The organism is uncultured Dialister sp. (assembly GCA_900314595.1).
Lineage (GTDB): Bacteria > Bacillota > Negativicutes > Veillonellales > Dialisteraceae > Dialister.
In genome coordinates this window covers 12,652-36,905 of the sequence record OMVW01000015.1, presented here as the reverse complement: position 1 = coordinate 36,905, position 24,254 = coordinate 12,652, and the positions used below count along the sequence as shown (strand labels likewise).

20 protein-coding genes are annotated in these 24,254 nt (G+C 50.1%); 9 read left to right on the top strand and 11 right to left on the bottom strand.

Annotation, left to right across the window (positions count from 1 at the left end; translation table 11 throughout):
- Positions 1–666 precede the first annotated feature (666 nt).
- From QZN42_RS05605 to QZN42_RS05590, 4 genes are all read left to right on the top strand, one after another.
- On the top strand, positions 667–1,716 hold the full coding sequence (locus QZN42_RS05605; protein WP_296955103.1) for an ABC transporter substrate-binding protein: 1,050 nt from the start codon (positions 667–669) through the stop codon (positions 1,714–1,716).
- A 73-nt stretch (positions 1,717–1,789) separates the two neighbouring features.
- Positions 1,790–3,451 carry an iron ABC transporter permease gene (locus tag QZN42_RS05600; RefSeq protein WP_296955100.1) on the top strand — a complete coding sequence of 554 codons (1,662 nt, stop codon included), beginning with the start codon at positions 1,790–1,792 and terminating at the stop codon, positions 3,449–3,451.
- An 18-nt stretch (positions 3,452–3,469) separates the two neighbouring features.
- Complete coding sequence (locus QZN42_RS05595; protein ID WP_296955097.1) at positions 3,470–4,531, top strand: ABC transporter ATP-binding protein; 1,062 nt, start codon at positions 3,470–3,472, stop codon at positions 4,529–4,531.
- Entirely contained in the window at positions 4,531–5,223 is a 693-nt protein-coding gene (locus tag QZN42_RS05590) for an L-ribulose-5-phosphate 4-epimerase (protein WP_296955094.1), read from the top strand. The genes QZN42_RS05595 and QZN42_RS05590 overlap by 1 nt, the downstream gene beginning before the upstream one ends.
- A gap of 155 nt (positions 5,224–5,378) precedes the next feature.
- On the opposite strand, the gene QZN42_RS05585 is transcribed toward QZN42_RS05590, so the two are convergent.
- The 7 genes from QZN42_RS05585 to QZN42_RS05555 all read right to left on the bottom strand — a co-directional run bounded on the left by QZN42_RS05585 (position 5,379) and on the right by QZN42_RS05555 (position 13,219).
- Entirely contained in the window at positions 5,379–6,626 is a 1,248-nt protein-coding gene (locus QZN42_RS05585) for an ATP-binding protein (RefSeq protein WP_296955091.1), read from the bottom strand.
- A gap of 802 nt (positions 6,627–7,428) precedes the next feature.
- On the bottom strand, positions 7,429–8,229 hold the full coding sequence (locus tag QZN42_RS05580; RefSeq protein WP_296955088.1) for a sugar phosphate isomerase/epimerase: 801 nt from the start codon (positions 8,227–8,229) through the stop codon (positions 7,429–7,431).
- Complete coding sequence (locus tag QZN42_RS05575; RefSeq protein ID WP_296955085.1) at positions 8,226–9,320, bottom strand: ABC transporter ATP-binding protein; 1,095 nt, start codon at positions 9,318–9,320, stop codon at positions 8,226–8,228. The genes QZN42_RS05580 and QZN42_RS05575 overlap by 4 nt, the downstream gene beginning before the upstream one ends.
- Before the next feature lie 8 nt (positions 9,321–9,328).
- Positions 9,329–10,150 carry a carbohydrate ABC transporter permease gene (locus tag QZN42_RS05570; RefSeq protein ID WP_296955082.1) on the bottom strand — a complete coding sequence of 274 codons (822 nt, stop codon included), beginning with the start codon at positions 10,148–10,150 and terminating at the stop codon, positions 9,329–9,331.
- Positions 10,140–11,048 carry a carbohydrate ABC transporter permease gene (locus tag QZN42_RS05565; RefSeq protein WP_296955080.1) on the bottom strand — a complete coding sequence of 303 codons (909 nt, stop codon included), beginning with the start codon at positions 11,046–11,048 and terminating at the stop codon, positions 10,140–10,142. The genes QZN42_RS05570 and QZN42_RS05565 overlap by 11 nt, the downstream gene beginning before the upstream one ends.
- 65 nt (positions 11,049–11,113) lie before the next feature.
- Positions 11,114–12,418 carry an ABC transporter substrate-binding protein gene (locus QZN42_RS05560; protein WP_296955078.1) on the bottom strand — a complete coding sequence of 435 codons (1,305 nt, stop codon included), beginning with the start codon at positions 12,416–12,418 and terminating at the stop codon, positions 11,114–11,116.
- 426 nt (positions 12,419–12,844) lie between these two features.
- Entirely contained in the window at positions 12,845–13,219 is a 375-nt protein-coding gene (locus QZN42_RS05555) for a RidA family protein (protein ID WP_296955105.1), read from the bottom strand.
- A 333-nt stretch (positions 13,220–13,552) separates the two neighbouring features.
- On the opposite strand from QZN42_RS05555, the gene QZN42_RS05550 reads away from it, so the two are divergent.
- The 4 genes from QZN42_RS05550 to QZN42_RS05535 all read left to right on the top strand — a co-directional run bounded on the left by QZN42_RS05550 (position 13,553) and on the right by QZN42_RS05535 (position 17,210).
- Positions 13,553–14,164 (top strand): nucleoside triphosphate pyrophosphatase, encoded by a 612-nt coding sequence (locus tag QZN42_RS05550; RefSeq protein WP_296955074.1) that lies wholly within the window; start codon positions 13,553–13,555, stop codon positions 14,162–14,164.
- Positions 14,165–14,643: 479 nt separating this feature from the next.
- Entirely contained in the window at positions 14,644–15,285 is a 642-nt protein-coding gene (locus tag QZN42_RS05545) for a cupin domain-containing protein (protein ID WP_296955071.1), read from the top strand.
- 188 nt (positions 15,286–15,473) lie between these two features.
- A complete protein-coding gene (locus QZN42_RS05540; RefSeq protein ID WP_296955067.1) occupies positions 15,474–16,136 on the top strand; it encodes a Crp/Fnr family transcriptional regulator in 663 nt (220 codons plus the stop codon).
- Between the two features lie 447 nt (positions 16,137–16,583).
- The gene (locus QZN42_RS05535) at positions 16,584–17,210 is read left to right on the top strand and encodes a hypothetical protein (protein WP_296955064.1); all 627 of its coding nucleotides are present in this window, start codon (positions 16,584–16,586) and stop codon (positions 17,208–17,210) included.
- 504 nt (positions 17,211–17,714) lie between these two features.
- Here QZN42_RS05535 and QZN42_RS05530 read toward each other — a convergent pair.
- Positions 17,715–18,266, bottom strand: a complete 552-nt coding sequence (locus QZN42_RS05530) for a sugar O-acetyltransferase (RefSeq protein ID WP_296955061.1) — start codon at positions 18,264–18,266, stop codon at positions 17,715–17,717.
- A gap of 573 nt (positions 18,267–18,839) precedes the next feature.
- Here QZN42_RS05530 and QZN42_RS05525 point away from each other — a divergent pair.
- Complete coding sequence (locus tag QZN42_RS05525; RefSeq protein ID WP_296955058.1) at positions 18,840–20,027, top strand: pyridoxal phosphate-dependent aminotransferase; 1,188 nt, start codon at positions 18,840–18,842, stop codon at positions 20,025–20,027.
- Between the two features lie 174 nt (positions 20,028–20,201).
- Here the strand turns inward: QZN42_RS05525 and pcp are convergent, their stop codons facing one another.
- From pcp to larA, 3 genes are all read right to left on the bottom strand, one after another.
- Positions 20,202–20,849, bottom strand: coding sequence for a pyroglutamyl-peptidase I (gene pcp / locus QZN42_RS05520; RefSeq protein WP_296955056.1), 648 nt, complete (start codon positions 20,847–20,849; stop codon positions 20,202–20,204).
- Between the two features lie 597 nt (positions 20,850–21,446).
- Positions 21,447–22,397, bottom strand: coding sequence for a magnesium transporter CorA family protein (locus QZN42_RS05515; protein WP_296955053.1), 951 nt, complete (start codon positions 22,395–22,397; stop codon positions 21,447–21,449).
- 404 nt (positions 22,398–22,801) lie between these two features.
- Positions 22,802–24,103: a nickel-dependent lactate racemase gene (larA, locus tag QZN42_RS05510; RefSeq protein ID WP_296955050.1), complete on the bottom strand. Its 1,302-nt coding sequence runs from the start codon at positions 24,101–24,103 to the stop codon at positions 22,802–22,804.
- Between the last annotated feature and the right edge of the window lie 151 nt (positions 24,104–24,254).

The following is a 24,254-nucleotide window of genomic DNA, read 5'->3' as shown; positions in this document are numbered from 1 at the left end:
ACTGAAAAAAGCTAAAAAATGGACCCTGGGGTAAGTGCGCCCTTTTTTGGGTTTTTCGGGATAATGGTTTTATAGTAAGCCTGGGGAGCCTTGAACATTTCGACTTGTACGGGATTTTCATTCCGCCTGTGCAAATCCCCCATAAAAAATCTGCGGCTATCAGGCCGCCACCTTCACTTACCACTTATCACTTCGCACTTACCACTTTTTTATGGCCAGAGGCCCGTGCGCGTAGCGCATTATAAAAGATCGGTTTCCGCAGGAAACCATCCCCATCCCCTTTTCTCTGCTTTTCCGTCTATCCCGGCCGGAATTTCATTGCGAGCCGTGGATGAGCGGCTTCCGGTATACTTATTTCTTCTTTCACTTCATGTGTATACTTTTTCATTCGATGAATGACCGGATGGCCTCTGTTTTCTGCAGGGGAAAGGATTATTTCCATTGCTTTTATTGTAATAATTGCGTAAATCATTTACAAAATCGTTACTTTTTATATACGAAAAATTTTACATGTAAATTTTATGTATGAGAAAAATGGATAAATCAATGGGTGGTATATACCAGTTTATCAAGATTTTTTACGATTATATACTAAAAATCTATAATATGCTACAATTGATTCAGGTAATCCGTTTCGTAAAATTAATGTAAAGGAGATGTAGAGGTATGAAATGGAAGGCTCTGGCGGCTTGTGTGCTGGCTGGCATGACTTTATTGGCAGCAGGCTGCGGCGGCGGTGGTGGCGATAAGGCCAAACAGCAGGCAGCAAGTGGACAGAATTTGAAGGGTGCAAAGCTGGTTATGTACGTATCTTTCCATGAAGATACGGCAAAAGATCTGGCTGATGAATTCAAGAAGGAAACCGGTGCGGATGTAAGCTTTATCCGTCTCCCAACCGGTGAAGCGCTGGCCCGTATCCAGGCAGAAAAAGATGCTCCGAAGGCAGATATCTGGCTGGGCGGTACCACCGATGCTCATGAAAAGGCAAAGACCGAAGGTCTGACCGAAGCTTACAAGTCCCCGAATGCAAAGATGATTTCCCCGGAATACCAGGATAAGAATGGTTACTGGTATGGCACGTACCTGGAAGTCATGGCTATCGGCTACAATGAAAAACGTTTCAAGGAAGAATTCGAACCGAAGGGCGTGAAACCTCCGCTGACTCTGGACGACCTCCTGAAACCGGAATTCAAGGGTGAAATCATTATGCCGGATCCGCGTAAGTCCGGTACCGGTCTCACTTTCATCAGCTCCGTCATCCAGTCTCAGGGCGATGACAAGGCATGGCCTTACCTGAAAGCTCTGAAGGGCCAGGTAGCTCAGTACACTCCGTCCGGCTTCACTCCGGGACAGAAGGTAGGCGCTGGCGAATACCTGATCACCTTGAACTTCATTTCCGACCAGATGCTCGTTTCCCAGAAGGGACAGAAGCTGGTCAGCACCATTTATAATGACGCAGGATGGACGCTGTGCCCTGTTTCCAAGATCAAGAATCATGCCAATGACAATGTGGCGAAAGCATTCATTGATTTCTGCCTGACCAAGAAGGCCGGAGAAATCATGGTAAAGAGCACCAATGGCGTATCCTGCAACCCGGATGTAGCTCCGCCGAAAGGCCAGAAGCCGCTGAAGGAACTCCCGCTGTACAAGGCTTACGATATGGCTAAGGCCGGCGCTGACAAGCAGGCTAACTGCGACAAGTTCTTCGCTGACTAAGGTAGTCTTGATTCCATTGTTACCTCCGCCGATGGTGGAGGTAACTTTTTTTCGAAATTTCATGAGGTGAGCCATGAAAGAAAAAGATACGGGCCACGAGCATAAAGGCTGGTCAGCGGAAATGAAGGTGCTCCTCCGGGAGCCGCCGCTTCTCATCAGCATTACGGTGGTATTTCTGCTCTTTGCGTTTTTCATCATTTATCCTTTTGTGAAGATCCTGCTGGTACCGTCGGCAGGGGACTGGAAGACGGCTGTCTCCAGTGCTCTCTTTTTCGAGGTCTTCAGCCATACGATTATTTCTTCCCTGGTGGCGACGACCACGGCCATTGTTTTCGGTTTCCTTTTCGCTTATGCCATCAATTATACGGATATCCCCTGCAAGAGGATTTTCCAGGTGGTGGCCCTCCTGCCGACCATGGCTCCTTCCGTGGTCACCGGCCTGGCATTCATCATGCTTTTCGGCCGGCGCGGATTCATTACCTGGCACCTGCTCCATCTGAAGCTTGACCTGTACGGGCCTATCGGCCTGTGGGTAGCCCAGACGGTGGCTTTCTTCCCACTGGCATACATCACGATTTCCGGGGTCCTGAAGAGCATCAGCCCGAATCTGGAGCTGGCAGCCCAGAACCTGGGCGCTAAAGGATGGTACCTCTTCCGCACGGTCACCCTGAAGCTGGCTACTCCTGGGGTCGCCAGTGCTTTCCTTCTGGTAGCCATCAACTCCCTGGCCGACTTCGGTAACCCGATGCTGGTCGGCGGCAACTACCATGTGCTGGCTACCGAAGCCTATACCCAGGTTACCGGCGAATGGAATATGCCCATGGGCGCCGTATTCTCCGTATTCCTTGTCATTCCGACGCTCATCGTCTTCTTCGTGCAGCGGTATTATCTGGAGAAAAATTCCTACGTTACGGTCACCGGTAAGCCGGTAGCGGGACTCACACGGGTCACCGCCGGTCCCCTGGCCAAGTGGATGCTCTTTGCATTCTGCTGCCTCCTCTGCCTGGCTATCATTATGATTATAGGCGTAGTGGTGCTCTATGCATTTACCGTTTCCTTCGGCGCCGATTATACATTGACCTTTCAGTATTTCAAAGAAGGGGTAGTCCATTCGAACGTCATGGCCCACAGCTGGGTGGCTTCCATGGTGACTGCAGCAGTGACTACGGTCTTTGGTATCGCCCTTGCCTTCCTGACCATCCGTAAGAAATTCCCGGGACGCACAGTCATGGATTTCCTGGCTATGCTCCCTGTATCTCTGCCGGGTACCTTTATCGGCCTGGCCCTCATCCTTGCATTCAACCAGGAACCTTTCTCCTTTACCGGGACCCTGGCTATCATCATCATCGGTATGACCCTCCGCCAGCTGCCGGTAGGCTATCGCCAGGCAGTGGCAGGGCTGAAGCAGATCGAAGCTTCTCTGGAACAGGCATCCACGAACCTGGGCGCCAACAGCTTCACCACCTTCCGGCGGATCGTACTGCCCATGCTGAAGAATTCCCTGTCTGTCAGCTTCGTTTATTCCTTCATGCGTTCCATGAACACATTGAGTACGGTCATCTTCCTGGTATCCCCAGAATGGAACCTGGCTTCCATCAATATCATGAGTCTGGCGAACCAGGGATTCCTGCCGACAGCCAGCGCTACGGCCGTAGGCCTGATGCTGACAATCTACGTCACCTTCGGCGTAGTGAAACTGATTCTCCGGGATAAGATCAATATCTTTGACCTGTAATGCAAGAGGTGGATAAATATGAGCGATATCGTTTTACAACTGAAAGGCATCAATAAATATTTCGGCAGCAACCACGTCATTCATGACGTAGACCTGACCATTGAAAAAGGCCACTTCGTCACCTTCCTGGGACCCTCCGGCTGCGGGAAGACGACACTCCTTCGCATGGTGGCCGGCTTCTATGAACCGGACGAAGGGGAAATCCTCCTGAACGGCCGGCGCATCGAACGCATTCCTCCCTACAACAGAAATACAGCCATGGTATTCCAGGAATACGCACTCTTCCCCCATATGAACGTTTTCGACAATATTGCCTACGGTCTGACGGTGAAGAAGAGAGGCAAAGATGAAATACAGAAAAAAGTAGCCCAGGCACTGGAACTCATGCAGCTCACAGGCATGGAAAAACGTTTCCCCAACCAGCTCTCCGGCGGTCAGCAGCAGCGTGTAGCTGTAGCCCGTGCCCTGGTGATGGACCCGGAAATCCTTCTCCTCGATGAACCGCTGTCCAACCTGGATGCGAAACTCCGCGAAACGGTGCGCGTAGAACTCCGAAGCATCCAGAGGGAAATGAACCTTTCCACTATCTACGTCACCCACGACCAGTCCGAAGCCCTCTCCATGTCCGATAAAATCGTAGTCCTCAAAGACGGGTTCATCCATCAGGTAGGTACGCCCCAGGAAATTTATTTCGAACCGAAGACCCCCTTCGTGGCAGACTTCATCGGCACCACCAACCTCATCTCCGTAGAAGGGGCCGCTGAAGATACGGTAAAGTATGGAAATATTTCCATCAAAGCCACCCGCTCCATCGAAATTGGTGCGAAATACTGCGCATCCATCCGCCCCGAATGCGTGACCATCGGAAAAGATAAGAAAGACGGAGCGGTCAACGTACCCGTGACCATTACGAATACCATGTTCCTCGGCGAAAAAGTACGCTACTTTGCCAAAGATCAGCTGGGCAAAGAATGGATCTGCGACATGTTTGACCCCGGCCGAACCATTTATGAAGGAGAAAGCTTCATCCGCTTCGCTCCGGAAAAAGCATGGGTCATCGACGAGGACAAAAAAGACTGATGCTGGAAGCGCTGAAAGAAACAGTCTGCCGGGCCAATAAAGAACTGAAGGCCCGGAATGTGGTCATCTACACCTGGGGAAATGTGAGCGCCAGGGATACGGAAACAGGACTCATCGTCATCAAACCATCCGGCGTGGAATACGATACGATGAAACCGGAAGATATGGTGGTGATGGACCTTTCCGGACGTATCGTGGAAGGGACGCTCCGCCCCTCCTCGGATACGCCCACACACCTCGTGCTGTACAAAGCCTTCCCGGAAATAGGAGGCATCGTCCACACCCATTCCACCTCCGCCGCTGCCTTTGCCCAGGCCGGACAGCCCATACCCGCCCTCGGTACCACCCACGCCGACTATTTTCACGGACCCGTCCCTGTGACGAGAATGCTCACCGCTGAAGAAGTAGAAAAGGGGTATGAAGAAAATACGGGGAAAGTCATCGTGGAAACAGTGAAAGCTTCCGGGAAAGATTCCCTCGAAGTGCCCGCCATCCTCACCGGAGGCCACGGCCCCTTCACCTGGGGAAAAAATGCAGACGAAGCCGTATACCACGCGGTAGTCCTCGAAGAAGTGGCCCGCATGGCCCTCTACACCTCTCTCCTCAATCCGGAAGCACGCCTTCCCCAATACATCCTTGATAAACATTACGAACGGAAACACGGACCCAATGCCTACTACGGGCAGAAATGAAAAAATCCCTCTCGAAAGAGAGGGATTTCTGGTATTTATCAGCTTTGTGGTTTGAGCCAGTTTCGGTATTTAGAGGGCGGTTCATGCATTTTCCCATCACAGGCAATCTATTTCTACTCCGAAAAAAGTTATCATGCTGACTTTTTTCGGAGCATTTATTTCTCGAGGCTGTTTGCATCCAGAAGGAAGTCAAGAATGTTGATGAAAAGATAGCCTTTATCATTATGCCAGGGTTCCATATTATCTCCGGTGACGATGATTTTTTTGAAGGAATCACTGAGCTGGTCAAGAGAGGAGGTTTCCTGCATCATTTTACCCTGATCCGGCAGGGAGAATGCGGACTGGATATAATAGCGGCAGCTGCCCTGGTTGCAGACGAAGTCAATTTCCAGGGTTTTCACTGTCTGCCGGCCGTCTTTGCGGCTGTATTTCTCAACGACTCCCACATCCACGTTGTATCCGCGGAAAAGGAGTTCATTGTAAATGATATTTTCCATCAGGTGGTTTGGTTCATACTGGCGGAAATTCAGTCTTGCATTCCTGAGGCCCACATCGGTGAAATAGTATTTTGAGGGCGTATGGATATATCGTTTCCCTTTGACGTCGAACCGGTTTGCCTTATCAATGATAAAGGCATCTTCAAGGAGCGAAAGATAGGAAGAAATCGTCTTGTCGGTCACTTCCATGCCGTTGGAGGAAAAGGTATTTGCCAGTTTGGAAGGGTTCGTGAGCGATCCTACGGAAGAGGCCAGAATATTCACCAGGCCGCTGAGTATTTCGTTTCCACGAAGCCGGTTTCTGTCCACTACATCCTTAATATAAGTGCTGTTGAAAAGGTTGGAGAGGAATGATGCTTTCTGGGCGGCGGTTTTTCTTGAAAGAATCTGGGGAAGGCCGCCGTAGGTCAGGTACTGGCGCCAGGCTTCCTCTTTCGTCCCTTCAAAGGCAGCGGTAAATTCAGCAAAAGTCAGCGGATAGATGCGTACTTCATCACCCCGGCCGCGGAATTCGGTAAGGATATCGGAAGAAAGAAATCTGGAATTGCTGCCGGTAACGTAGATATCCAGATTTTCTTTGCGGGACAGACCATTGAGTACACTTTCAAAATTTTCGCAGAATTGTACTTCATCCAGCAGCAGATAATACATATTTCCATCGGTAATTTTTGACTTGATGAAAGCGCTGAGAACGTGCCGTTCCCGGAGTTCTTCATAATCGTCATCATCGAGAGGGATGCGGAGGATATGGTCTTCCGGAATTCCCTCCGATAAAAGATACTGATAAAAAATGTGGAACAGGAGATAAGACTTACCGGCACGCCGAAGACCCGTAATGACCTTGATGGATCCATTTTCACGGCGGTCGAGGAGTTCCTGCAGGTAATGGTTTCTTGCGATTTCCATAAGTTTACTCCGAAAAAATCTAACAAGTTAATGTTTTTCGTAATTATTATATATGGATTTGAAGGGTGATACAAGAGAGAAGATTGATTAATTCCGAAAAAAGTTATCATGCTGATTTTTTCCGGAGTAGAAATGAAGTTATCCGCTGGTCTTTATTCGAGTCGTTTTTCAGATCCGGTGATTTGAGCCTTTTCGATTATCGGACTGGGGATTTCGGATTGCGGGAAAGTGTCAGCACTGGTGCGGCGGGAGTATTGATGACGGATTTATAGTCGGAAGGAAACGATATAGGCGAGTGACTTTTTAATCGGGGATGTCGGGAATCCCGGGGGTATCGGAACTCTCGGGAAGGAGTGCCGCTGATGCGCCGCAAATTTTTTATGGGGGGATCTGCACAGGCGGATTTGAAAGACCAAAGGTCTCTTTTTCTGCCAGCTGCAGTTATCCGGCGTCCGGGAGCTCCCCAGGGAAGAGCCTTTCTGCTTACCGGTAGTGACATCCGGTACGAGGATGTTTCGTCAGTCTGTCCTGGCGGAAGAGACAAATGTGGCTTTCACATTAGAACACTGCACTTTTTCAGCTCCACGCGCACGGCCGGGAATACAGGGGCGAGTCGAAATTGTAGAGCCACCGCCTGGGCAGGACCGCTTTCAGCACACTTGCGGGCCAAAGGCCCCATATATACTTGCCGCCTTCAAATTTTTAGGCGGCCACCACCCCTTTCCCCTTTCCCCGGCTTTTTGCCCGGGACGCAGAAACCGCCGCCCGAAAGGGCGGCGGTTGTATTTCCCTGGAAAGATGCTTACGCTTCCTGAATCCAGCTTCTGAGTTCTTTGATTTCGTCCAGAAGCTCCTGGTGGGTGAGTTTTTCGTGGGGTTCGTATTCGAGGACGATACTTGGATCTTCCGTATATTTCGCAATCCAGTGCATGATTTCCCGGATATTGGCGGTTCCTTTGTGGTAGTCCAGGTGCTGGTCTGTCTTTCCGTCGTTGTTGTGGACGTGGAATCCTTTGACCCGTTTGCCGTAGGTGGCGAGGAATTTTTCGATATCCAGGCCGTTTACATTGGCGTGTCCGATGTCGATTAAGGAGACGGCATCGGGGATGTTTTTGAATATGTCAAAGTATTCTTCGTTGGTGAAGAGGTGGATTTTTTCTTTCTGCCGGCAGAGGTTTTCAATCACGCAGTTCACTTCGTATCTGTGGGAGAGGGCGGTGAGGTCTCTCATGACCACGTATGCGTTGTGCTGCGCTTCTGCCAGGTCTTCCTTGTCGAACTGTTTCTGGGAATAATGGAAGACGATGTGGCGGACCTTGTTGGCTGAGGCCAGGGAGAAGACTTTTTCATAGCTCTGCATGAGCCATGCGTGGTCCGGGGAGTAGAGGGGCGAGGTGGCTTCGATCTTTACGTAAGGTCCGTGGAAGGTCATGGGACAGGTGGTTTTGGGTACTTTTTCAGTGAGTTCCTGCCAGTACTTGTTGCTGTGGGTGAAGGCGGTGTATTCGATGCCGAGGTCCGGGTCTCCCACGGACTGGAGCCAGTCGGAGAATTCGGCGAATTTGTCCATGCCCACGATCAGGTCGCTGATGAAATATTTCATAAGGTCACGCTTTCCGGATAGCCTGTGTTGTTTCCTGTTTCCTTATTGAAGAAGTGGAAGTGGCGCTGGTCTACTTTCCAGTAGCCTGTGGAGGCTCCGTGCAGTACGTCTTCCCGCATGATGGCGATGACTTCTGCTCCGTTGATGGTAAAGTAGTAGGCCACCCGGCTGCCATAGTCTTCGTGGTAGTTGATTTTGACCGGGATGGTCCCTTCTTCAGCGTCCGGCACGATGGTTATATCTTCGGCCCTGACTCCCAGCTGGAATTCTCCGGCGCCGGAGGCGGTGAGGATGTCCATCCATTCATTATTCATGGAAATAGTACTGTCGTTCATGTGAAGTTCTTTGCCGGAAAGTTTCGCATCCATGAGGTTCATGGAGGGGGAACCGATGAATTTGGCCACGAAGGTGTTCGACGGGCGGTGGTACACGCGGTGGGGCGTATCGAGCATCTGGATATTTCCGTTGTTGATGACTGCAATCCGCTGGCCCACGGTCATGGCTTCGATCTGGTCGTGGGTGACGTAAATCATGGTCTGGTGGTACATTTCATGAAGTTTCACCAGCTCTTTTCTCGCATGGCCGCGAAGCTGGGCGTCCAGGTTGGAGAGGGGTTCGTCGAGAAGGAAGAAGTCGGACTGCTTGACGATGGCTCTGGCCAGGGCCACGCGCTGGCGCTGGCCGCCGGAGAGTTCTCTGGGGAGACGTTTTTCGAGGCCTTCCAGGTTGAGGATGCGCACGGCTTCTCCCACCCGTTTTTTGATTTCACTTTCTGCCACATGGTTGACCCGAAGGCCGTAGGAAATATTTTTTTCCACGGTCATGTGAGGGAAGAGGGCATAGTTCTGGAAGACCATGCCGATATTCCTGTCGCCGGGGTCCATATTGTTGGCGAGCTTTCCATTGAGGTAGAGTTCTCCGGAGGTGATGGTTTCCAAACCAGAAATCATGCGGAGAATGGTGGATTTGCCGCAGCCCGAGGCGCCGAGGAGGATGAGTCTTTCTCCTTTTTCCACGGAGAGGGAGAGGTTCTTGATGACGTCTGTCTTTCCGAAAGATTTGCAGACATTTTTAAATTCGATACTGTACATAATATTTCCTATCCTTTAATACCTGACTGGGCAAAGGTGCCGATGATGAATTTCTGGCAGATGGAGTAAAGGCCGAGAGGCAGCAGCATGGTGAGCGTAGCTACGGCCATGGTGACCGGTACGTCCGTACCGCCTTCAGAGGAGACGAACATCTGCAGTGCCAGGGACAGTGTGTAGTTCACTTCGCTCTTGATGATGATGGCAGGCCATACGTATTCATTCCAGGAGTTGATGAAGAAAATGATGCCGATGGAAAGGATGGCCGGCCGGATGAGGGGGACCACGATGGAACGGAGACGGGTGAGGTGGCTCGTTTTTTCCAGGGCTGCCACTTCCATGAGGGAGAGGGGGATGCCCTTCATGTACTGCCGGAGGAGGAAGATGCCTGTGGCATCGGCCAGCTGCGGGAGGGCCACGCCGAAGATGCTGTCTACAAGGCCGATTTTCGAAAGGGTGATGTAGTTAGGAATCATGGTCACTGTGAAGGGGATGAAAATAGTGCTGATGAGGAGGAAATAAAGGATGGTCTTTCCTTTGAACCGGAAGAATACGAAGGCGTAAGCCGCGAAGAGTCCGGTGATCAGCTTGAAGAGGGTCACCACGGTTGCAATGATAAAGGTATTCGACAGGATCTGCGCGAAGTGGATGGTGGTGAAGACCCGTTCATAGGCATCCAGCGTGGGGGCCGAGGGGATGAGGGAGGGCGAAGAGAAGGCTTCGCTCATGGTTTTGAAGGATGTGGAAAGAGAGAAAAGGATGGGGTAGATGAGGAGCAGTACCAGGATGATGAAAAGTACATGCCATTTGATTTCCGAATGGTTAATTTTCATAGTACACCCCTTTCTCTACGTACCTGAATTCCAGGTAGAGGAGGATGAAGAAGATGAACATGGTCACAATGGCCAGCGCTGCGGCCATACCGGTTTCATAGAAGGTGAAAGCGTAATCATAGCCCTGGTAGATGATGTTGGAGGACGCATCGTTCGGTCCGCCCTGGGTGAGGACTTTGATCGGCGTGAATACGTACTGCAGGCCCTGCACGATGGTCATGATGAGGATGTACACGGCGGTGGAGGAGGTAAGGGGCATGACGATTTTTGTGAAAATATTGCTGGAGGGCGCTTTTTCCAGCTTCGCCGCCTCAATGAGCTCTTCCGGCACATTGTTCATGCCTGAGAGAAGGATGAGGAAATTGTAGCCGAAAGCTTTGTACACGGCCACCAGGGAAATAACCAGGATGACGAGCCCCGGGGTCTTCGACCAGGCGGGCAGGTGCACGCCTATATCGTTGAAAATGGCTCCGATGGGTCCGGAGACCGGGTTGAAAATCCACTGGAAGAGGATGGCCCCGACTACGAGGGCGATGAGGGAGGACGAGAAAAGCAGCGCTTTGTACACGTGCTTGCCCGTTTTCATGAGGAATGTATTGACATAGGAAAGGACGTAGGGGAGAAAGAAATTGAAGAGTACCAGGATTACGATGTAAAGGAGCGTATTTTCCGCAATCTTCACAGTCACCGGATCCGTGAGGAGATTGATGTAATTCCGAAGGCCCACGAACCTCATATTCGGGGATACCATGTTCCACTTGAAGAAAGAAAGGTAAAGCGTATAGACCAGGGGGTAGAACATGAAGAGGACGAAGACCAGGAGTGCCGGCAGGATGTAAAGGATGGCGAGCCTTTTTTCCTTTGCCGCATAGGCAGGCATTTTTGACTGATTTTTCATATGATTTCTCCTGAAATAAGCAAAAGGCCGCTTTGAATCAAGCGGCCTCTGCTGTAAAATCGCGATTATTTCTTGAGCAGGGCGTTCAGGTCATCCTGCGCTTTCTTCAGCGTAGCCGCCGGATCTTCACCACTCAGAATCTTATCACGAACGTCGGCAAACATCTTTTCAGCCTTGACGCCTACGTCGCCCGGGAAGGATACCCACGGGGAGAGGGTCGGCAGTTCATCAAAGGCAACCTTCAGGGCCGGAGTCTTCTTGATGGCTTCTTTGATTGCCGGATCTTCGACTACGTCCTGACGAGGCGGCAGGTAACCGGTATTGATGGTCCACTGTGCCAGGTATTTCGGCTGCATAATGAACTTGATGAATTCCCAGGCAGCCTGCTGTTCTTCTTTGGACTGTGCGGTGACAGCCAGGAAGTTGCCGCCTGCCGGAATCTGTACTTTCTTTCCGTCAAAGGCCGGGAACGGAGTAGCCATGACGCTGAACTTGGAGGAAGAAGTAACGGTACCGATCTTTGCGGAGGTGCCCATGAGGATGCCCACTTTTCCGCTGTAGAAGGAAGCGATACCTTCATCGGCTGCAATGTGGAGAGCGGATTTGTCGTTCAGCACCATATCTGCATAGAGCTTGTAAGCTTCTTCAGATTCTTTGGAAGCAAAGACAGCCTTTCCGTCTTTCAGGATGGATGCGCCGTTGGAAGTGAGAAGGCCCTGGGTAGCCCAGTTATCCTTGTATTCCTGCATGTAGAAACCATAGTCGCCGGTCTTGTCGTGAATGGCCTTTGCAGCCGCCTTCACTTCAGCCCAGGTCTTCGGCGGTTTGGCCGGGTCAAGGCCTGCTGCTTTGAAGAGGTCAGGGTTGTAATAAATAATCGGTGCGGAAATAGAGAACGGGAGACCTACCTGTTTATCCTTTACCTTTGCCAGGGAGAGGACGTTGGGGAGGAAATTCTTTTCCAGGAAATCTTTATCCTTGGAAGAAGCCTTTTCCAGGTCTACAGGAGAAACATACTTGAAGTTTTCATTGAAATAATCCAGATAGTTGTAACCGATCATGGCGATGGACGGAGACTTGCCGGATGCCACGTCAGCCTGCAGATTCTTCATCAGGCCCGGGTACATATCCGGGTTGTAGACTTCCTTCACCAGGATCTTGTCCTGGGACTTGTTGAAGTCATCCACCATCTGTTTAATGACAGGAGCGCCGAAGTTCTTGGTATATACATGCCAGAACGTAACGACGGTCTTACCGTTTTCCTTGGCTGCCGCTTTCTCAGAGCCTGAACCGCCGCCGCAGCCGGCAAAGGCGGTCACCATGAAGAGGCCTGCGATGAGGCAGCAAAGCCACTTTAACCATTTCTTCAAATTAATCCCTTCCTTTCTGAAATAAAATCACTGTTCTACTTCTTCCCCCGCGAAACCTGCTCCCGAATCAGGCATCTTCCGGGCAGAAAGAACATAGAATATCTATCCATATTGTATCATAACGAAATTGCATTAGTGTATAACTTTTATACAATATTTACAAAAAGTAAGGAATTTTTTCGAAATTGAAAGAGAACCTTCAAATTCCGGAAGCTTTTTAACGATTCTGTATGGAAACAGGGTATACATTTACCCCGGAAAGAGGGCCCCTGAAGGCTGCCTGCCCCTTTTCCTCTGAATCTCTGTAAAGAATCCGTCAATGATGGAAAATTGTCGGCTGCACAAGACTCGCCTCAAAGGGCGCTCCTTTTGCGGCAAAAAGCCGCGCCCCATGAGGAAGCGCGGCCGCAGATGCCCGGTTATTTTTTATTTCAGATAGGCCACCAGCTCTACTTCGCAGAGCATGCCCTTCGGCAGGTCTTTCACTGCCACGCAGCTTCTTGCCGGTTTTGAAGTGAAATATTTCTCATAAATGCCGTTGAAGGTGGCAAAGTCGCCCATGTCTGCCAGAAAGCAGGTGGTCTTCACCACATGGTCAAAGTCGGTGCCTGCCTTTTTGAGGAGGGCAGCGATATTTTTCATCACCTGTTCTGTCTGCTCCTCGATGGTTTCACCGGCCTTCTCGCCGGTTTCCGGAAGGAAGCCTACCTGGCCGGAAGTAAAGAGGAAGGGGCCTGCAATGTAAGCCTGGGAGTAAGGGCCGATGGCGGCCGGCGCTTTTTTCGTGGAAATGACTTTCATAGACATGGAAATACCTCCTTATCAGGAATGAATCGCAGATTTCTGGATACACTTATGGTACTTTAAATTTGAAAAGATGTAAAGGGCAGCCGGCAGTCTCCGGCGGGCAAAAGTTTTGCCCGTAAAACCGGCAGCGCAGATGATTTGAAATATTTCTTCCCGCTGCAGGTCATGGCTGGCGGCTCTTTCCCCTGATGGACCGGATGCCGGAAAAGTCCTGCTGCTCGCCTGCCCTCCATGAAGCCGGACGCCGGCTTCTGACGCCCCTCTTCCTTCCCTTTCTATTTCCTTATATAATAATAGAAAAAATAAAAGAAATAAGGAGGCAGTCCCATGCATATCATTCTGGCTTCCGCCTCTCCCCGGCGGAGGGAGCTGGTCCATCAGATCGGATGGACGGCGGATATTGAAAAAAGTAACTTTCATGAAGTTTCCACAGTCGAAGAAGCGCTTGCCAGGAAAGGGGCGGATTCCCTTCTTGCGCCCTTTGAGGGGCCGGACCTGGTATGCGCGGAAAATGCGCTGGGCAAAGCTTCCGACGTGGCGGGAAGGACCGGGGCCGGTCTTCCCGTCCTCGGGGCAGATACGATCGTCACGGCAGAAGGAAAAATCCTGGGCAAGCCGAAGGATGAATCCGATGCTTTTGCCATGCTCCGCTTCCTCTCCGGCAGGACCCACCTCGTAAAGACAGGGGTCGCCCTCATCCGGGGAGAGAGGAAACTCCTCCGCGTAATTACCACCTCCGTCCATTTCAGAAATCTGACGGACGAAGAAATCAGGAACTATATTTCCACCGGCGAACCCATGGACAAAGCCGGAGCCTACGGCATCCAGGGCATAGGGACACTTCTCGTCACAGGCATCTCCGGCTCCTACGACAATGTAGTGGGCCTTCCCATGGAAACGGTATATGAGATGATGAAGGAAATAAATGGGAATGATTAGTGGTTAGTGATTAGCGTAATCGATTTTCGGCAGTCCCGACCGGGCAGGGCGGGGCTGATTTTTTTATGCGGCATTTATCCGGAAACCGTGGGAAAGGGGAAAGAGGTAAGGGGTGGTGGCCGCCTAAAAATTTGAAGGCGGCGAGTATATATGGGGCCTTTGGCCCGCATAATAGGTGCCCGGGATTGTACCCGGGCGGTGGCTCTACAATTTCGACTTGCAGCTGTATTCCCGGCCGCGCGCGTTGTGCCGATTGTCACAAACCATTTTCATCGTGCCTGAGCCCCAATCCCCAATCCCTAATCCCCAATTCCTGAAGGAGTATTCCCGGCCGCGCGCGGTAGAGCGGGGGAGCGCAGCGTTATCCTGCCGCCTGTGCGCGGGGCAGTTAAAATATTTCCAAAACTTGATATCCATCAATTCTTTTTCCTGCGATTCCGTTTATACTATAGTCAAACAGAAAGAAAGGACTGAAATTTATGGATAGAGATATTTTTTCACTGGTAGAGGAGAATCCGCCCATAGCGGGCTGCACGATTTCAAGGAAGCTTTTTGAAAATGAGGAGATGTACGGACTCATTTTCTCCCTGGGCGAGGGTACGGGAATCAGCGAGATGTCCTATGGAGGACGGCACCTCTTCTACCTGCTTTCGGGGCGGCTCACCATCCGCCAGGGGAAGGATTTCCACCTTTCGGCGGGAGATTTTTACCTGTCTGCGCCAAAGGAGGCGCTGGCCGTCCGGGCAGAGACAGATGCGGTTTATATGGAAATTGGTTTCATTAAGGAGGATATCACTATGAATCAGATTCAAGAAAAGGAAATATTTGCACTGAAAGATCTGGTGCCTTACAGCAAAGGACGGATCATCAACAGGAGCCTCATCGAAACGGACAAGGTCCACTTTGCGGTCATTTCCCTTGCTGCCGGCACATCCCTTGCGGAACACGCGGCTCCCGGGGATGCTCTCCTCTTCGGCCTGGACGGAGAAGGATTCGTCACAAGGGAAGGAAAGACCTTTACCCTGAAGGCAGGAGAAAATTTAGCCATGAAAAAAGGAGACCGCCACAGCCTGAAAGCGGAAAAAGATTTCAAATTTGCCCTGCTCCTGACGGAGGAGTAGAACCGGGAATTCCAGTAAAGACTTAAAATTTTATAAAAATGATAAAAGAAGGGGATAAAATTACCCTTCTTTTTGCGTTATAGGTTATAATATAATTAATAATTAATAGAATAATTAGAGAAAATAATGAGCGTTAAATATTAATTTACTTGGACAGGATGAATTTTCTGCCCTGAGAAAGGATATCTATGGCTGAACATTGTGTAGCGGCGGTTCCCCTCTTCCGAGAGCTTCCGGAGGAAGGGCAGGAAAGCATCGAAAAGCTGGTGCGCCGGCGTGACTATAAAAAAGGAGAGACCCTTCTTGAAGCTTCAGACGGCGCAGCCCTCTTCATCGTGGCGGAAGGCCTTCTGGGCGTATACCAGCTGTCGGCCAAAGGAAGAGAGCAGCTCCTCCGCATTATCCGTCCCGGCAGTTATACGGGTGAAACGGGACTTTTTGGCGCAGTGAATGAAGACATATACATCCAGGCCCTGGAAGACAGCGAAGTCTGCGTACTGGCGAAAAAAGATTTCGATCGCCTTCTCCTGAAAGAACCTTCCCTTTCCATAAAGCTTCTGGAAATTACGGCACGCCGTATGAAAGCGCTGGAAAACCAGGCCCGTTTCCTCCTTATGGACGACGTAGGTCCCCGCCTGGCTACATGGCTCCTCCAGCTGTACCATGACCGGGGAGAAAGAAGAGACCTGGCCATGCCCATGAAATGGAAAGACCTCGCCCTGTACCTGGGTACTACACCGGAAACCATGTCCAGGAAACTGCGGAAGCTGGAAGATGAAAAAATCATCGAAAGGACCGGAAGGCGGGTCAGCATCCTGGACGTGGAAAAGCTGAAAAATTATGGAGAGTAAGACGATCCTTCGAAGCGGCAGATGAAGATCGGCGTTTAAAAATTTTATTTATCTGTTATAATTGCCCGGCCCGGAAAAAATTTCCCGGCCGGGCAGTTCGTTTTCATCCGATGGATTTATGGAAAAAATCCGTATCTTTGAAGGACTGTTTCTTTGACTATTTGACATTTCATCAGGGGAAAAGAAAGGGCAGGACACGGAGTTTGTATCGATTTTACTGGAAACAAAAAAGGTTTTTACCAAGGGGAAAATTTTAAGCACTTAGTTATCACAGATAATCATAAATTTAAAGCGGGTGCTAAATAAAAATTAAAAAAGTCCGTATTTTCCTGTTTACATTTTCTTTTGAAGATAATAAAATATAAATACAAATAGAATCATGATTGAAAGTAATAAATGAAGTTCTAAATTTCAACCTGATGGATAAGACAGGAAAGAAGGGTTCATATGGGACAGGCTGTTATCGGGGGACGGCCAGAACGTCCTCAGCTCGCACTGGGAGCGTATGAGAAACAGTTGCAGCATCTGGTAGAAAAAATCGTGGTCAGCCCTGTAGAACTGGCCATGGAAATCGGGCAGAGCCTTTTCATCGCGCTTTACCGGAAACGCAGTTTTCATCCGGCAGGAGAGAAGGATAGAGAATATTTCTTCACTGCCGTATTTAATGATCAGATCATCCGTCAGTGCACGCCGCCTGACCTTTTCATCCAGGTCTTCACGCCGGATTACATGCAGAAAGACGTGCTGGCGCTCCGCTCCTGCCGGGAGAAGAATACCCTCTTCGTCCTTTTGCCGGAAGTACCCGCCGATTACCGGGACAAATATTTCAAAGCCCTCCAGATCCGTACCTATCTCCATTCCAGAGATCCGCGAAACATCCCGGACTACGTCCGCACCTATCCCGCCAAATTGCAGGAAGCAAGGAAATACCTCACCGCAGGAGACCGCTCTCTCAAGAAAGCCCTCACCGGTGCCCGCTTCTTCGCCCTGGGTAAGGAAATGGCTCCTACAAAGAAAGACGCAGCCGGCTGCCTCGATGAAGGCATGCAGTGGTTCGTGGGGATGAAGAAATAAATTGATTTCATGGACTGATTCTGTGGGAATGAGTCAATCACGGTTTGCGGGCCAACCTCATAGTGACAGTTTCAAAATTCGTAAATCCAGTGCTGCCGTTGCAGCGCTTTTTTATATGGCCTTTGGGCGGAAAACAAAGGGGAAAGGGAAAAGGGATAAGGGGAAAGGGAAGGATATGGTTGGCTCCGCCAACCAATTTTTGTAGTGCGCTTCGCGCACGGGCTGCTGCCCGCACTTGTGCTGTTAAGGGGTGTAGACAGGCGGTGGCTCTACACTTGCGGCTTGTACCTGTATTCCCGGCCGCACTTGCACGTGCATCTCCGCCCGAGGGACAAAGTGTATTCCCGGCCGTGCGCGGGAAGCGGAGGGAGCGCAGCGTTCTCATGCGGAGGCGGCCCGGCAATTTCAGAATGAACGGGAAAGAAAATTTTCCACTATAAAACCTCCCCGTATTCCACGGGGAGGCACTTTTCATTTCTACCGATCTGCACTAACCACTACCGGCTACCCCACATATTTCACCACTTTTGCCGGATTTCCTACGGCTATGGCATGGGCGGGGACGTCCCTGGTGACGATGGAACCGGTGCCTATGACCGCTCCTTCTCCAATGGTGACTCCGGGGAGAATGGAAACGTTTGCGCCGATCCATGCATTGCTCTGGATGATGACCGGCGACGGATGGATGATGGTGAGTTTCTTCGGATCATGGTTGACAGTGAGGATGGTCACATTGGGACCAATCATCACATTATCTTTGATAATGACTCCTCCCAGGGACATGACGGAAAGGCCGTAGTTGATGTAACATTTCTTTCCCACATACATGAAACGGCCCATATCGATGTGGAAGGGAGGCACCATGACGGAGCCCTCCGGAAATTCGGGCAGAAGTTCCCGGATGAGATCATTGATTTCCCCATGGTACAGGGGATCCGTCCCGTTGATTTCCCAGCAGAGCTGGGCGCTGCGCCCTAATTCCTGACGCACCGCTCCGGCGGCAGGACTCTCCATATCATAGGTACCGGTTTTCCATATTTCTTCAAAAACGTCCATGGCTTGCTCCTTTGTCAGTAAATGATATGTATATTGTACCATAACTTTATGGAGCGGTTATCGGTTCTTAGTCAGCAGTTCTCAGTGAAACCAGCGATTTTTATGTGGGAACTGTCATTTTAAAAGCTTTTGAATCGGGGGTGCCGGGAGTATCGGGGGTCATTTCGGGAGGCTCGGGAAGGTGCGGCGCAAATTCATGGGCGCCGCAGTTTTGATTTGGCTTTTTCCGCATTTTCGACTTGAATGTGTAGTGCAGAAAAAGCATCAATCATGTTCCATCAACTTCATTGACAACTTTACTACGTAACGCATGAGAGTTTTGAGTCATTACGACTGGTATGGGTATTTCAAACTCGTCCGTGTAAAGTCCCAATAAAAAATTGTGCCGCATCAGCGGCACACCTTCCCGACAGCCCCGGGATTCCCGATAATCCCGAAATTCCCGATTCAAAGGCTGCTGAAAAAGAAAGTTCCGTTACGTTCAGTCTGTTTGTCAATATTTCCCATATTTCCATCTTGACAAAGGACACCGCGGGAACGATAATACAGGAAATCACAAAAGGGGGATTTTGTATGGCAAATAAAAGAATGTATGCATTAGGTTCCAATCGTTCTGTCATCCGCGACCTTTTCGATTATGGCCAGGAACAGGCAAAGATTGTGGGGAAGGACCACGTATTTGATTTTTCCATCGGAAATCCGACGGTACCGGCTCCGGACTGTGTGCCGGAAGCGGTCATCGATATGGAAAAGACGAAGACTTCTCTTGAAATCAACGGCTATACCGCAGCAGCCGGTGATCCTTCCGTCCGTGCGGGCCTTGCCGATTTCATGAATAAGACTTACGGAGCCAATGTAAAGGGCAGCGATTTCTACATGACCTGCGGCGCTTCTGCGTCCCTGGCCATCACTCTTCATGCACTGATTGAGGAAGAGGGAGAAGAAATCATCGTCAATGCTCCTTTCTTTCCGGAATATACCGTATTCATCACTTCTGCCGGCGGAAAAGAAGTCATTGTTCCTGCCGATACGGAGCATTTCCAGCTGAACCTTTCCGCCCTGGAAGCTTCTATTTCCGAAAAGACAAGAGCTGTCCTCATCAACTCCCCGAATAACCCATCCGGTGCTGTCTATTCTCCGGAAACCATCGAAGCCCTGGGAAAACTCCTGGCAAAGAAATCATCTGAGCTGGGTCACACCATTTACCTCATCTCCGATGAACCTTACCGGGAAATCATTTATGACGGACTGCCCATCGTTTACGTACCGAAGTACTATAAAAATACAGTCATCTGCTATTCCTATAGCAAATCCCTGTCGCTGCCGGGCAACCGTATCGGTTACATCCTGGTACCGGAAGAATGTGACAAGCATGATGAACTGTACGCAGCCGTCTGCGGAGCCGGCAGAGCGCTGGGCTACGTATGTGCGCCGAACCTTTTCCAGAAAGTAGTCCTCGCCTGCCTCGGAAAGACGTCTGACGTCTCCATTTACGATGTAAACAGAAAACTCATCTATAACGGACTCAAAGACCTGGGCTATGAATGCGTCTATCCGGAAGGGGCCTTCTACCTCTTCGTCAAAGCGCCGGACGGAAATTCCGTGGACTTCATGGAAAGAGCCAAGAAACTCAATATCCTCATCGTAGCCACCGATACCTTCGGCTGCCCCGGCTACGTCCGCGTATCCTACTGCGTGGATCCGGAAATGATCAAACGGTCCCTGCCGTATTTCAAGAAACTGATGGAATCTTATAAGTAATTGTATGGAAATAAAAGCCCGCCTTGTGAAAAGGCGGGCTTTTTGATTTTGAGTGGTAAGTGGTAAGTGAAGGTGGCGGGCATCCGAATTGGATGGCCCGCCGGTTTTATATGGAAACTTTTATCTTCGAAAACTTTTGAATCGGGGATATCGGGGGACTCGGGGGTATCGGGATTATCGGGAAGATGGTTCGTCAGTCAGGCGAGGCGAGTGGAGTTCTCTGACTGTTACGGTAATGGCCATCATCAGTCCGGTGGAGAGGGTTTCGGGGGACATGCTGGGCATCCCTGTGAGGCGGGCGGCCTGGGAGGGGAGGTAGGGGACGTGGATGAATCCGCCCAGTCGTTTCTTCCGGCTGTGGGACAGGAAATCCATGAGACTGTAGAAGAGATGATTGCACACGAAGGTGCCGGCGGTATTGGATATTTCCGCAGGAATTCCCAGGGTGGTGAGGGCCTGGTGGATTTTCCTGATGGGAAGGGTGGAGAAATAGGCGGCAGGAGCACCGGGCATGATGGGTTCGTCTACGGGCTGATTTCCGCCATTGTCGGGTGAAAAATAATCATCGCAGTTGATGGCCGCCCGTTCCAGGGAAAGGCAGTTTCTTCCACCTGCTTCTCCCACGCAGATGATGACTTCGGGGTCATAAGCTGCCATGCCTTCGAGGAGCTGGTTCATACAGATGCCCCGGACTGTGGGGAGTTTCAGGGAATGAATGAGTGCTCCTTCCGTGGATAGCCCGTCCAGGAGGTGCACGGATTCCCAGGAGGAATTCATCAGTTCATTGTTAAAAGGCTCAAAGCCTGTCAGTAGTACGTTCATAAAATCACCTTTCATTTATTGCTGCTTTGATTCTTATTGTAAATGCATTGCTGGGGCCCTGCAACTTCCCGGAATGTAAAAAATCCGCAAACTGCGGATTTTTCAGGAGGTTGGATGGTATATGTTCACATGGGGCTGCAGAGGAAGGTGTAAAAGCAGTCCGTCATGATTATGTTCTCCGGCGGTGCCGGATGAAAGGTGGATATGTGGACATTTCTCTCAAAGGAAGGTGAATGGATGAGGAGAAATGGGTATTTCGGTTTGAAATTTTGTTTCATTGATTATTTTCTATCTGTTGAATATAGTATATCGTAAATTTTAGATGATGTCAATAGAGAAATTGGAATTTTTCTATATGTGATAAAAATCCGAAATCCAATGGTAGAAAACGTTATTCGTTCTTCGTTCTTTGTTGTTCGGACAGCACAGGAATTGAGACTTATCATTTGCTGGGCTGTTTTTGATGGTCGGTATTTCCCAATAAAAAAGGCGCCTACATGGTTTCAAGGCGCCAAATTGACGAAGAACGAACAACGAATAACGAACAACGATTGGGGAAAAGGAATTGATGAAAAGTGGGATAATCGTTTCCAGGGCTCACAGCATATCCTTCTTATACAGCACGAAGGATACGATGAGGGTGGCCAGGATTCCGATTCCGATGACTGCCCAGAAGCCGATAGCTGCTTCCTGCCAGGGGACGGGCACATTGATGCCCCAGAGGGAGAAAATCAGGGTCGGTATGGCGAGGATAATGGTGACGGAGGTGAGGAATTTCATGATCTGGGACAGGCGGTTGGATACGATGGAGGAGAAGGAGTCCATCATAGAGGCCAGAATGTTCGTATAGATTTCGGCCATTTCCAGTGCCTGTTTGTTTTCAATGATTACGTCTTCCAGAAGGTCTTCGTCTTCTTCGTACATTTTCAGCAGCGAATGCAGGGGGCTGTTCCGGAGACGCATGAGCCGTTCCATTACGTTTTCATTGGCGTGAAGGGCGAAGTTGAAGTAGGTCAGGGATTTCTGGAGTTCCAGCATGCGGAAGAGTTCTTTGTTCTGCAGGGATTTCCTGACTTCCGTTTCGATCACGTCTGTCTTTTTATAGATCTGCTGCAGGTAGAAAAGGAAGGCAGAGGAGGCCTGGGAGAGAATCTGGAAAAGGAAGCGGGTCTTCTTGTAGGTCTGGAAGGAGGTGAAGGAGTTGGCCAGGAATTTCTGGATGACCATATTTTTTTCGAGGCACACGGTGATGAAGTACTGCCGGGTGATGAAGATACCGAGCGGCAGTGCGTCGTAGGCATCGGTCTCGAGGACTACCGGGGTATTGACTACGACGAAGATGTAATCGTCTTCCAGTTCCACGTGGGACCGTTCTTCTCTATCCAGTGCGGTCTGCAGGGAGTCGACGGGGATACCGGTGAGTTCATTCAGCTGATTCAGTTCACTTATGTCAGGAGCGGCACAGTTGATCCAGGAGCCTTTCTCCAGCTGCTCCAGCGGGACCTCACAGAGCAGGTGATTTTCATTGTGCTTGTAAGCTTTCAGCATGGCCGTTCCCTCCTTTCGTATTTCCACTCATACTCTTTTAGTGTAGTCAGAAATGAAAAAAATGTCAATTATAATTGTTTCATAATATACCCCATGGTGAAAGCCAGATACGGTTTTCGGAATGCGGATGGCGGATGGCGGGAAGGTGTGCCGCTCTCGCGGCACGAGTATTTATGGGGAATCTGCACAGGCGAGTGCCGGGGTTTTGATATGAACCTGATAATACCAGGTCTTGTTTCATGCCGGATGAGGGCTTGAGATTCATATATAAATTGCACCCGCAGGGCGTATCCTTCACTGAGAACTGCTAACTTTTTCTGTTTCATCGTCCTGCAGCTGGCGGGAATGTTTCCATGAAAAAAGCTCCCTTTCGGGAGCTTTTGATGAAATCCTGTTTCCTGAAATCAGTCTTTGAAAGGAACGATGGATGCGCAGTGGGGGCAGAGGGTGATGGTATAGTCTTCTTTGCCTTCTTCTTTCAAAATCTTCTGGGCCAGTTCCCAGGCTTCGGCTACGGTGCCTACAGGGGTCTGGTTGGTCTTCTTTACTTCTTCGAAGTTTTCCGGTTTGGTAACCAGGATGATATGGTAACGGTGGGTCATGCAGAAGAGGTTGAATGCAACGAAGAAGGGGATGGTAAAATGTTCACGGAGAGCTTTTTCCATGTCTGCTTCGGTTTCATATTTGAAGCTTCCCAGGTAAGCCGGCGGTTCATGAATATCGCTGGCTTCCATGATAGCAATGATGATACCGCCTTCTTTGGTGACTACATCGGAAGGATCATAGCATTTGCAGCCCTGGTAGAGGGATACGTCTTTCGGATAACCGCCGGCGCAGGCAAAGCATACGTCGCATTTTTCGGTGTACGGAACTTTCTGGATTCTGTAGACTTCTTTGGTACCTTCGAGCCATGCTTCGTAGGGGTCGCCGCCTACCATACGGCAGATCTTGCCTTCGGAGTTGGTTACGGAATGAACGAGGAAGCAAGGTTTAATCATGTCGGAAGCTTCCTGCATATCGTCGGATACAGGGTTGTTGTCAAGAAGGGTGGAGCGGGTCAGCGGGTTGATGCCGGAACCGAATTTTTCACCCAGTGCATGGCAGTGATTGATCTGAATGGTTTCATCACCGGCTACGCCCGGGAGGATCAGCTTGCGTCCGCCGCCGTATCCTGCAAAGAGGTGGGTGGTAATGCCGTCTACGACGATGACTTTATCTGCTTCTACCGCATGTTTGTTAATCCATACCGGGGTTCCCAGCTTTGTATCGCCTACATGAACGAGTTCATTCTTGTCCAGGCAGTTATGCTGGTACAGTTTGATGCGTTTTGCCACTTCTTCACCGACTACGGTAATATCTTCTGCCGGAGTCTGTGCGCGGTGGGTGCCCTGGGCAAAGAGGATGCAGATGTCTTCATCCGGAATGCCTGCCAGGTTCAGTTCGTTGACGATGTAAATAACAAACTGGTTGGAATGGTTCCAGGTGCGGGTGATATCTGCGCAGACGATGCAGACTTTGTCGCCTTTGGAAACGACTTCCTGCAGCGGCTTGCTGCCAATCGGGTTTCTCATGCAGTCGAGCGTTGCTTTTTCCACATCGCAGGCCGGAGTCGGATTGCCTTCGAGCACATCAATGATATGTTCTTCCGGCAGCTTGACTTTCTGGGTGCCTTTGCCAAAACCGAATTCGAATTCTTTCAGTGCCATAAATGTTTCCCCCTTTGGAAATACGGCGCAGGGCCGATATAAAATTTAAAGGTGTCTATGTGTATTACTGCTATTATAGCACTTTTTAAATCTGTTTATCGAGAGTAATTTTGGAAATATGTAATAATTTTATTCATTCCATTAGATGAAA

What these genes read in the sequence shown, in the direction of transcription:
- QZN42_RS05605 (WP_296955103.1), top strand. Translation starts at nt 667, where the DNA reads ATGAAATGGAAGGCTCTGGCGGCTTGTGTGCTGGCTGGCATGACTTTA.
- QZN42_RS05600 (WP_296955100.1), top strand. Translation starts at nt 1,790, where the DNA reads ATGAAAGAAAAAGATACGGGCCACGAGCATAAAGGCTGGTCAGCGGAA.
- QZN42_RS05595 (WP_296955097.1), top strand. Translation starts at nt 3,470, where the DNA reads ATGAGCGATATCGTTTTACAACTGAAAGGCATCAATAAATATTTCGGC.
- QZN42_RS05590 (WP_296955094.1), top strand. Translation starts at nt 4,531, where the DNA reads ATGCTGGAAGCGCTGAAAGAAACAGTCTGCCGGGCCAATAAAGAACTG.
- QZN42_RS05585 (WP_296955091.1), bottom strand. Translation starts at nt 6,626, where the DNA reads ATGGAAATCGCAAGAAACCATTACCTGCAGGAACTCCTCGACCGCCGT.
- QZN42_RS05580 (WP_296955088.1), bottom strand. Translation starts at nt 8,229, where the DNA reads ATGAAATATTTCATCAGCGACCTGATCGTGGGCATGGACAAATTCGCC.
- QZN42_RS05575 (WP_296955085.1), bottom strand. Translation starts at nt 9,320, where the DNA reads ATGTACAGTATCGAATTTAAAAATGTCTGCAAATCTTTCGGAAAGACA.
- QZN42_RS05570 (WP_296955082.1), bottom strand. Translation starts at nt 10,150, where the DNA reads ATGAAAATTAACCATTCGGAAATCAAATGGCATGTACTTTTCATCATC.
- QZN42_RS05565 (WP_296955080.1), bottom strand. Translation starts at nt 11,048, where the DNA reads ATGAAAAATCAGTCAAAAATGCCTGCCTATGCGGCAAAGGAAAAAAGG.
- QZN42_RS05555 (WP_296955105.1), bottom strand. Translation starts at nt 13,219, where the DNA reads ATGAAAGTCATTTCCACGAAAAAAGCGCCGGCCGCCATCGGCCCTTAC.
- QZN42_RS05550 (WP_296955074.1), top strand. Translation starts at nt 13,553, where the DNA reads ATGCATATCATTCTGGCTTCCGCCTCTCCCCGGCGGAGGGAGCTGGTC.
- QZN42_RS05545 (WP_296955071.1), top strand. Translation starts at nt 14,644, where the DNA reads ATGGATAGAGATATTTTTTCACTGGTAGAGGAGAATCCGCCCATAGCG.
- QZN42_RS05540 (WP_296955067.1), top strand. Translation starts at nt 15,474, where the DNA reads ATGGCTGAACATTGTGTAGCGGCGGTTCCCCTCTTCCGAGAGCTTCCG.
- QZN42_RS05535 (WP_296955064.1), top strand. Translation starts at nt 16,584, where the DNA reads ATGGGACAGGCTGTTATCGGGGGACGGCCAGAACGTCCTCAGCTCGCA.
- QZN42_RS05530 (WP_296955061.1), bottom strand. Translation starts at nt 18,266, where the DNA reads ATGGACGTTTTTGAAGAAATATGGAAAACCGGTACCTATGATATGGAG.
- QZN42_RS05525 (WP_296955058.1), top strand. Translation starts at nt 18,840, where the DNA reads ATGGCAAATAAAAGAATGTATGCATTAGGTTCCAATCGTTCTGTCATC.
- pcp (WP_296955056.1), bottom strand. Translation starts at nt 20,849, where the DNA reads ATGAACGTACTACTGACAGGCTTTGAGCCTTTTAACAATGAACTGATG.
- QZN42_RS05515 (WP_296955053.1), bottom strand. Translation starts at nt 22,397, where the DNA reads ATGCTGAAAGCTTACAAGCACAATGAAAATCACCTGCTCTGTGAGGTC.
- larA (WP_296955050.1), bottom strand. Translation starts at nt 24,103, where the DNA reads ATGGCACTGAAAGAATTCGAATTCGGTTTTGGCAAAGGCACCCAGAAA.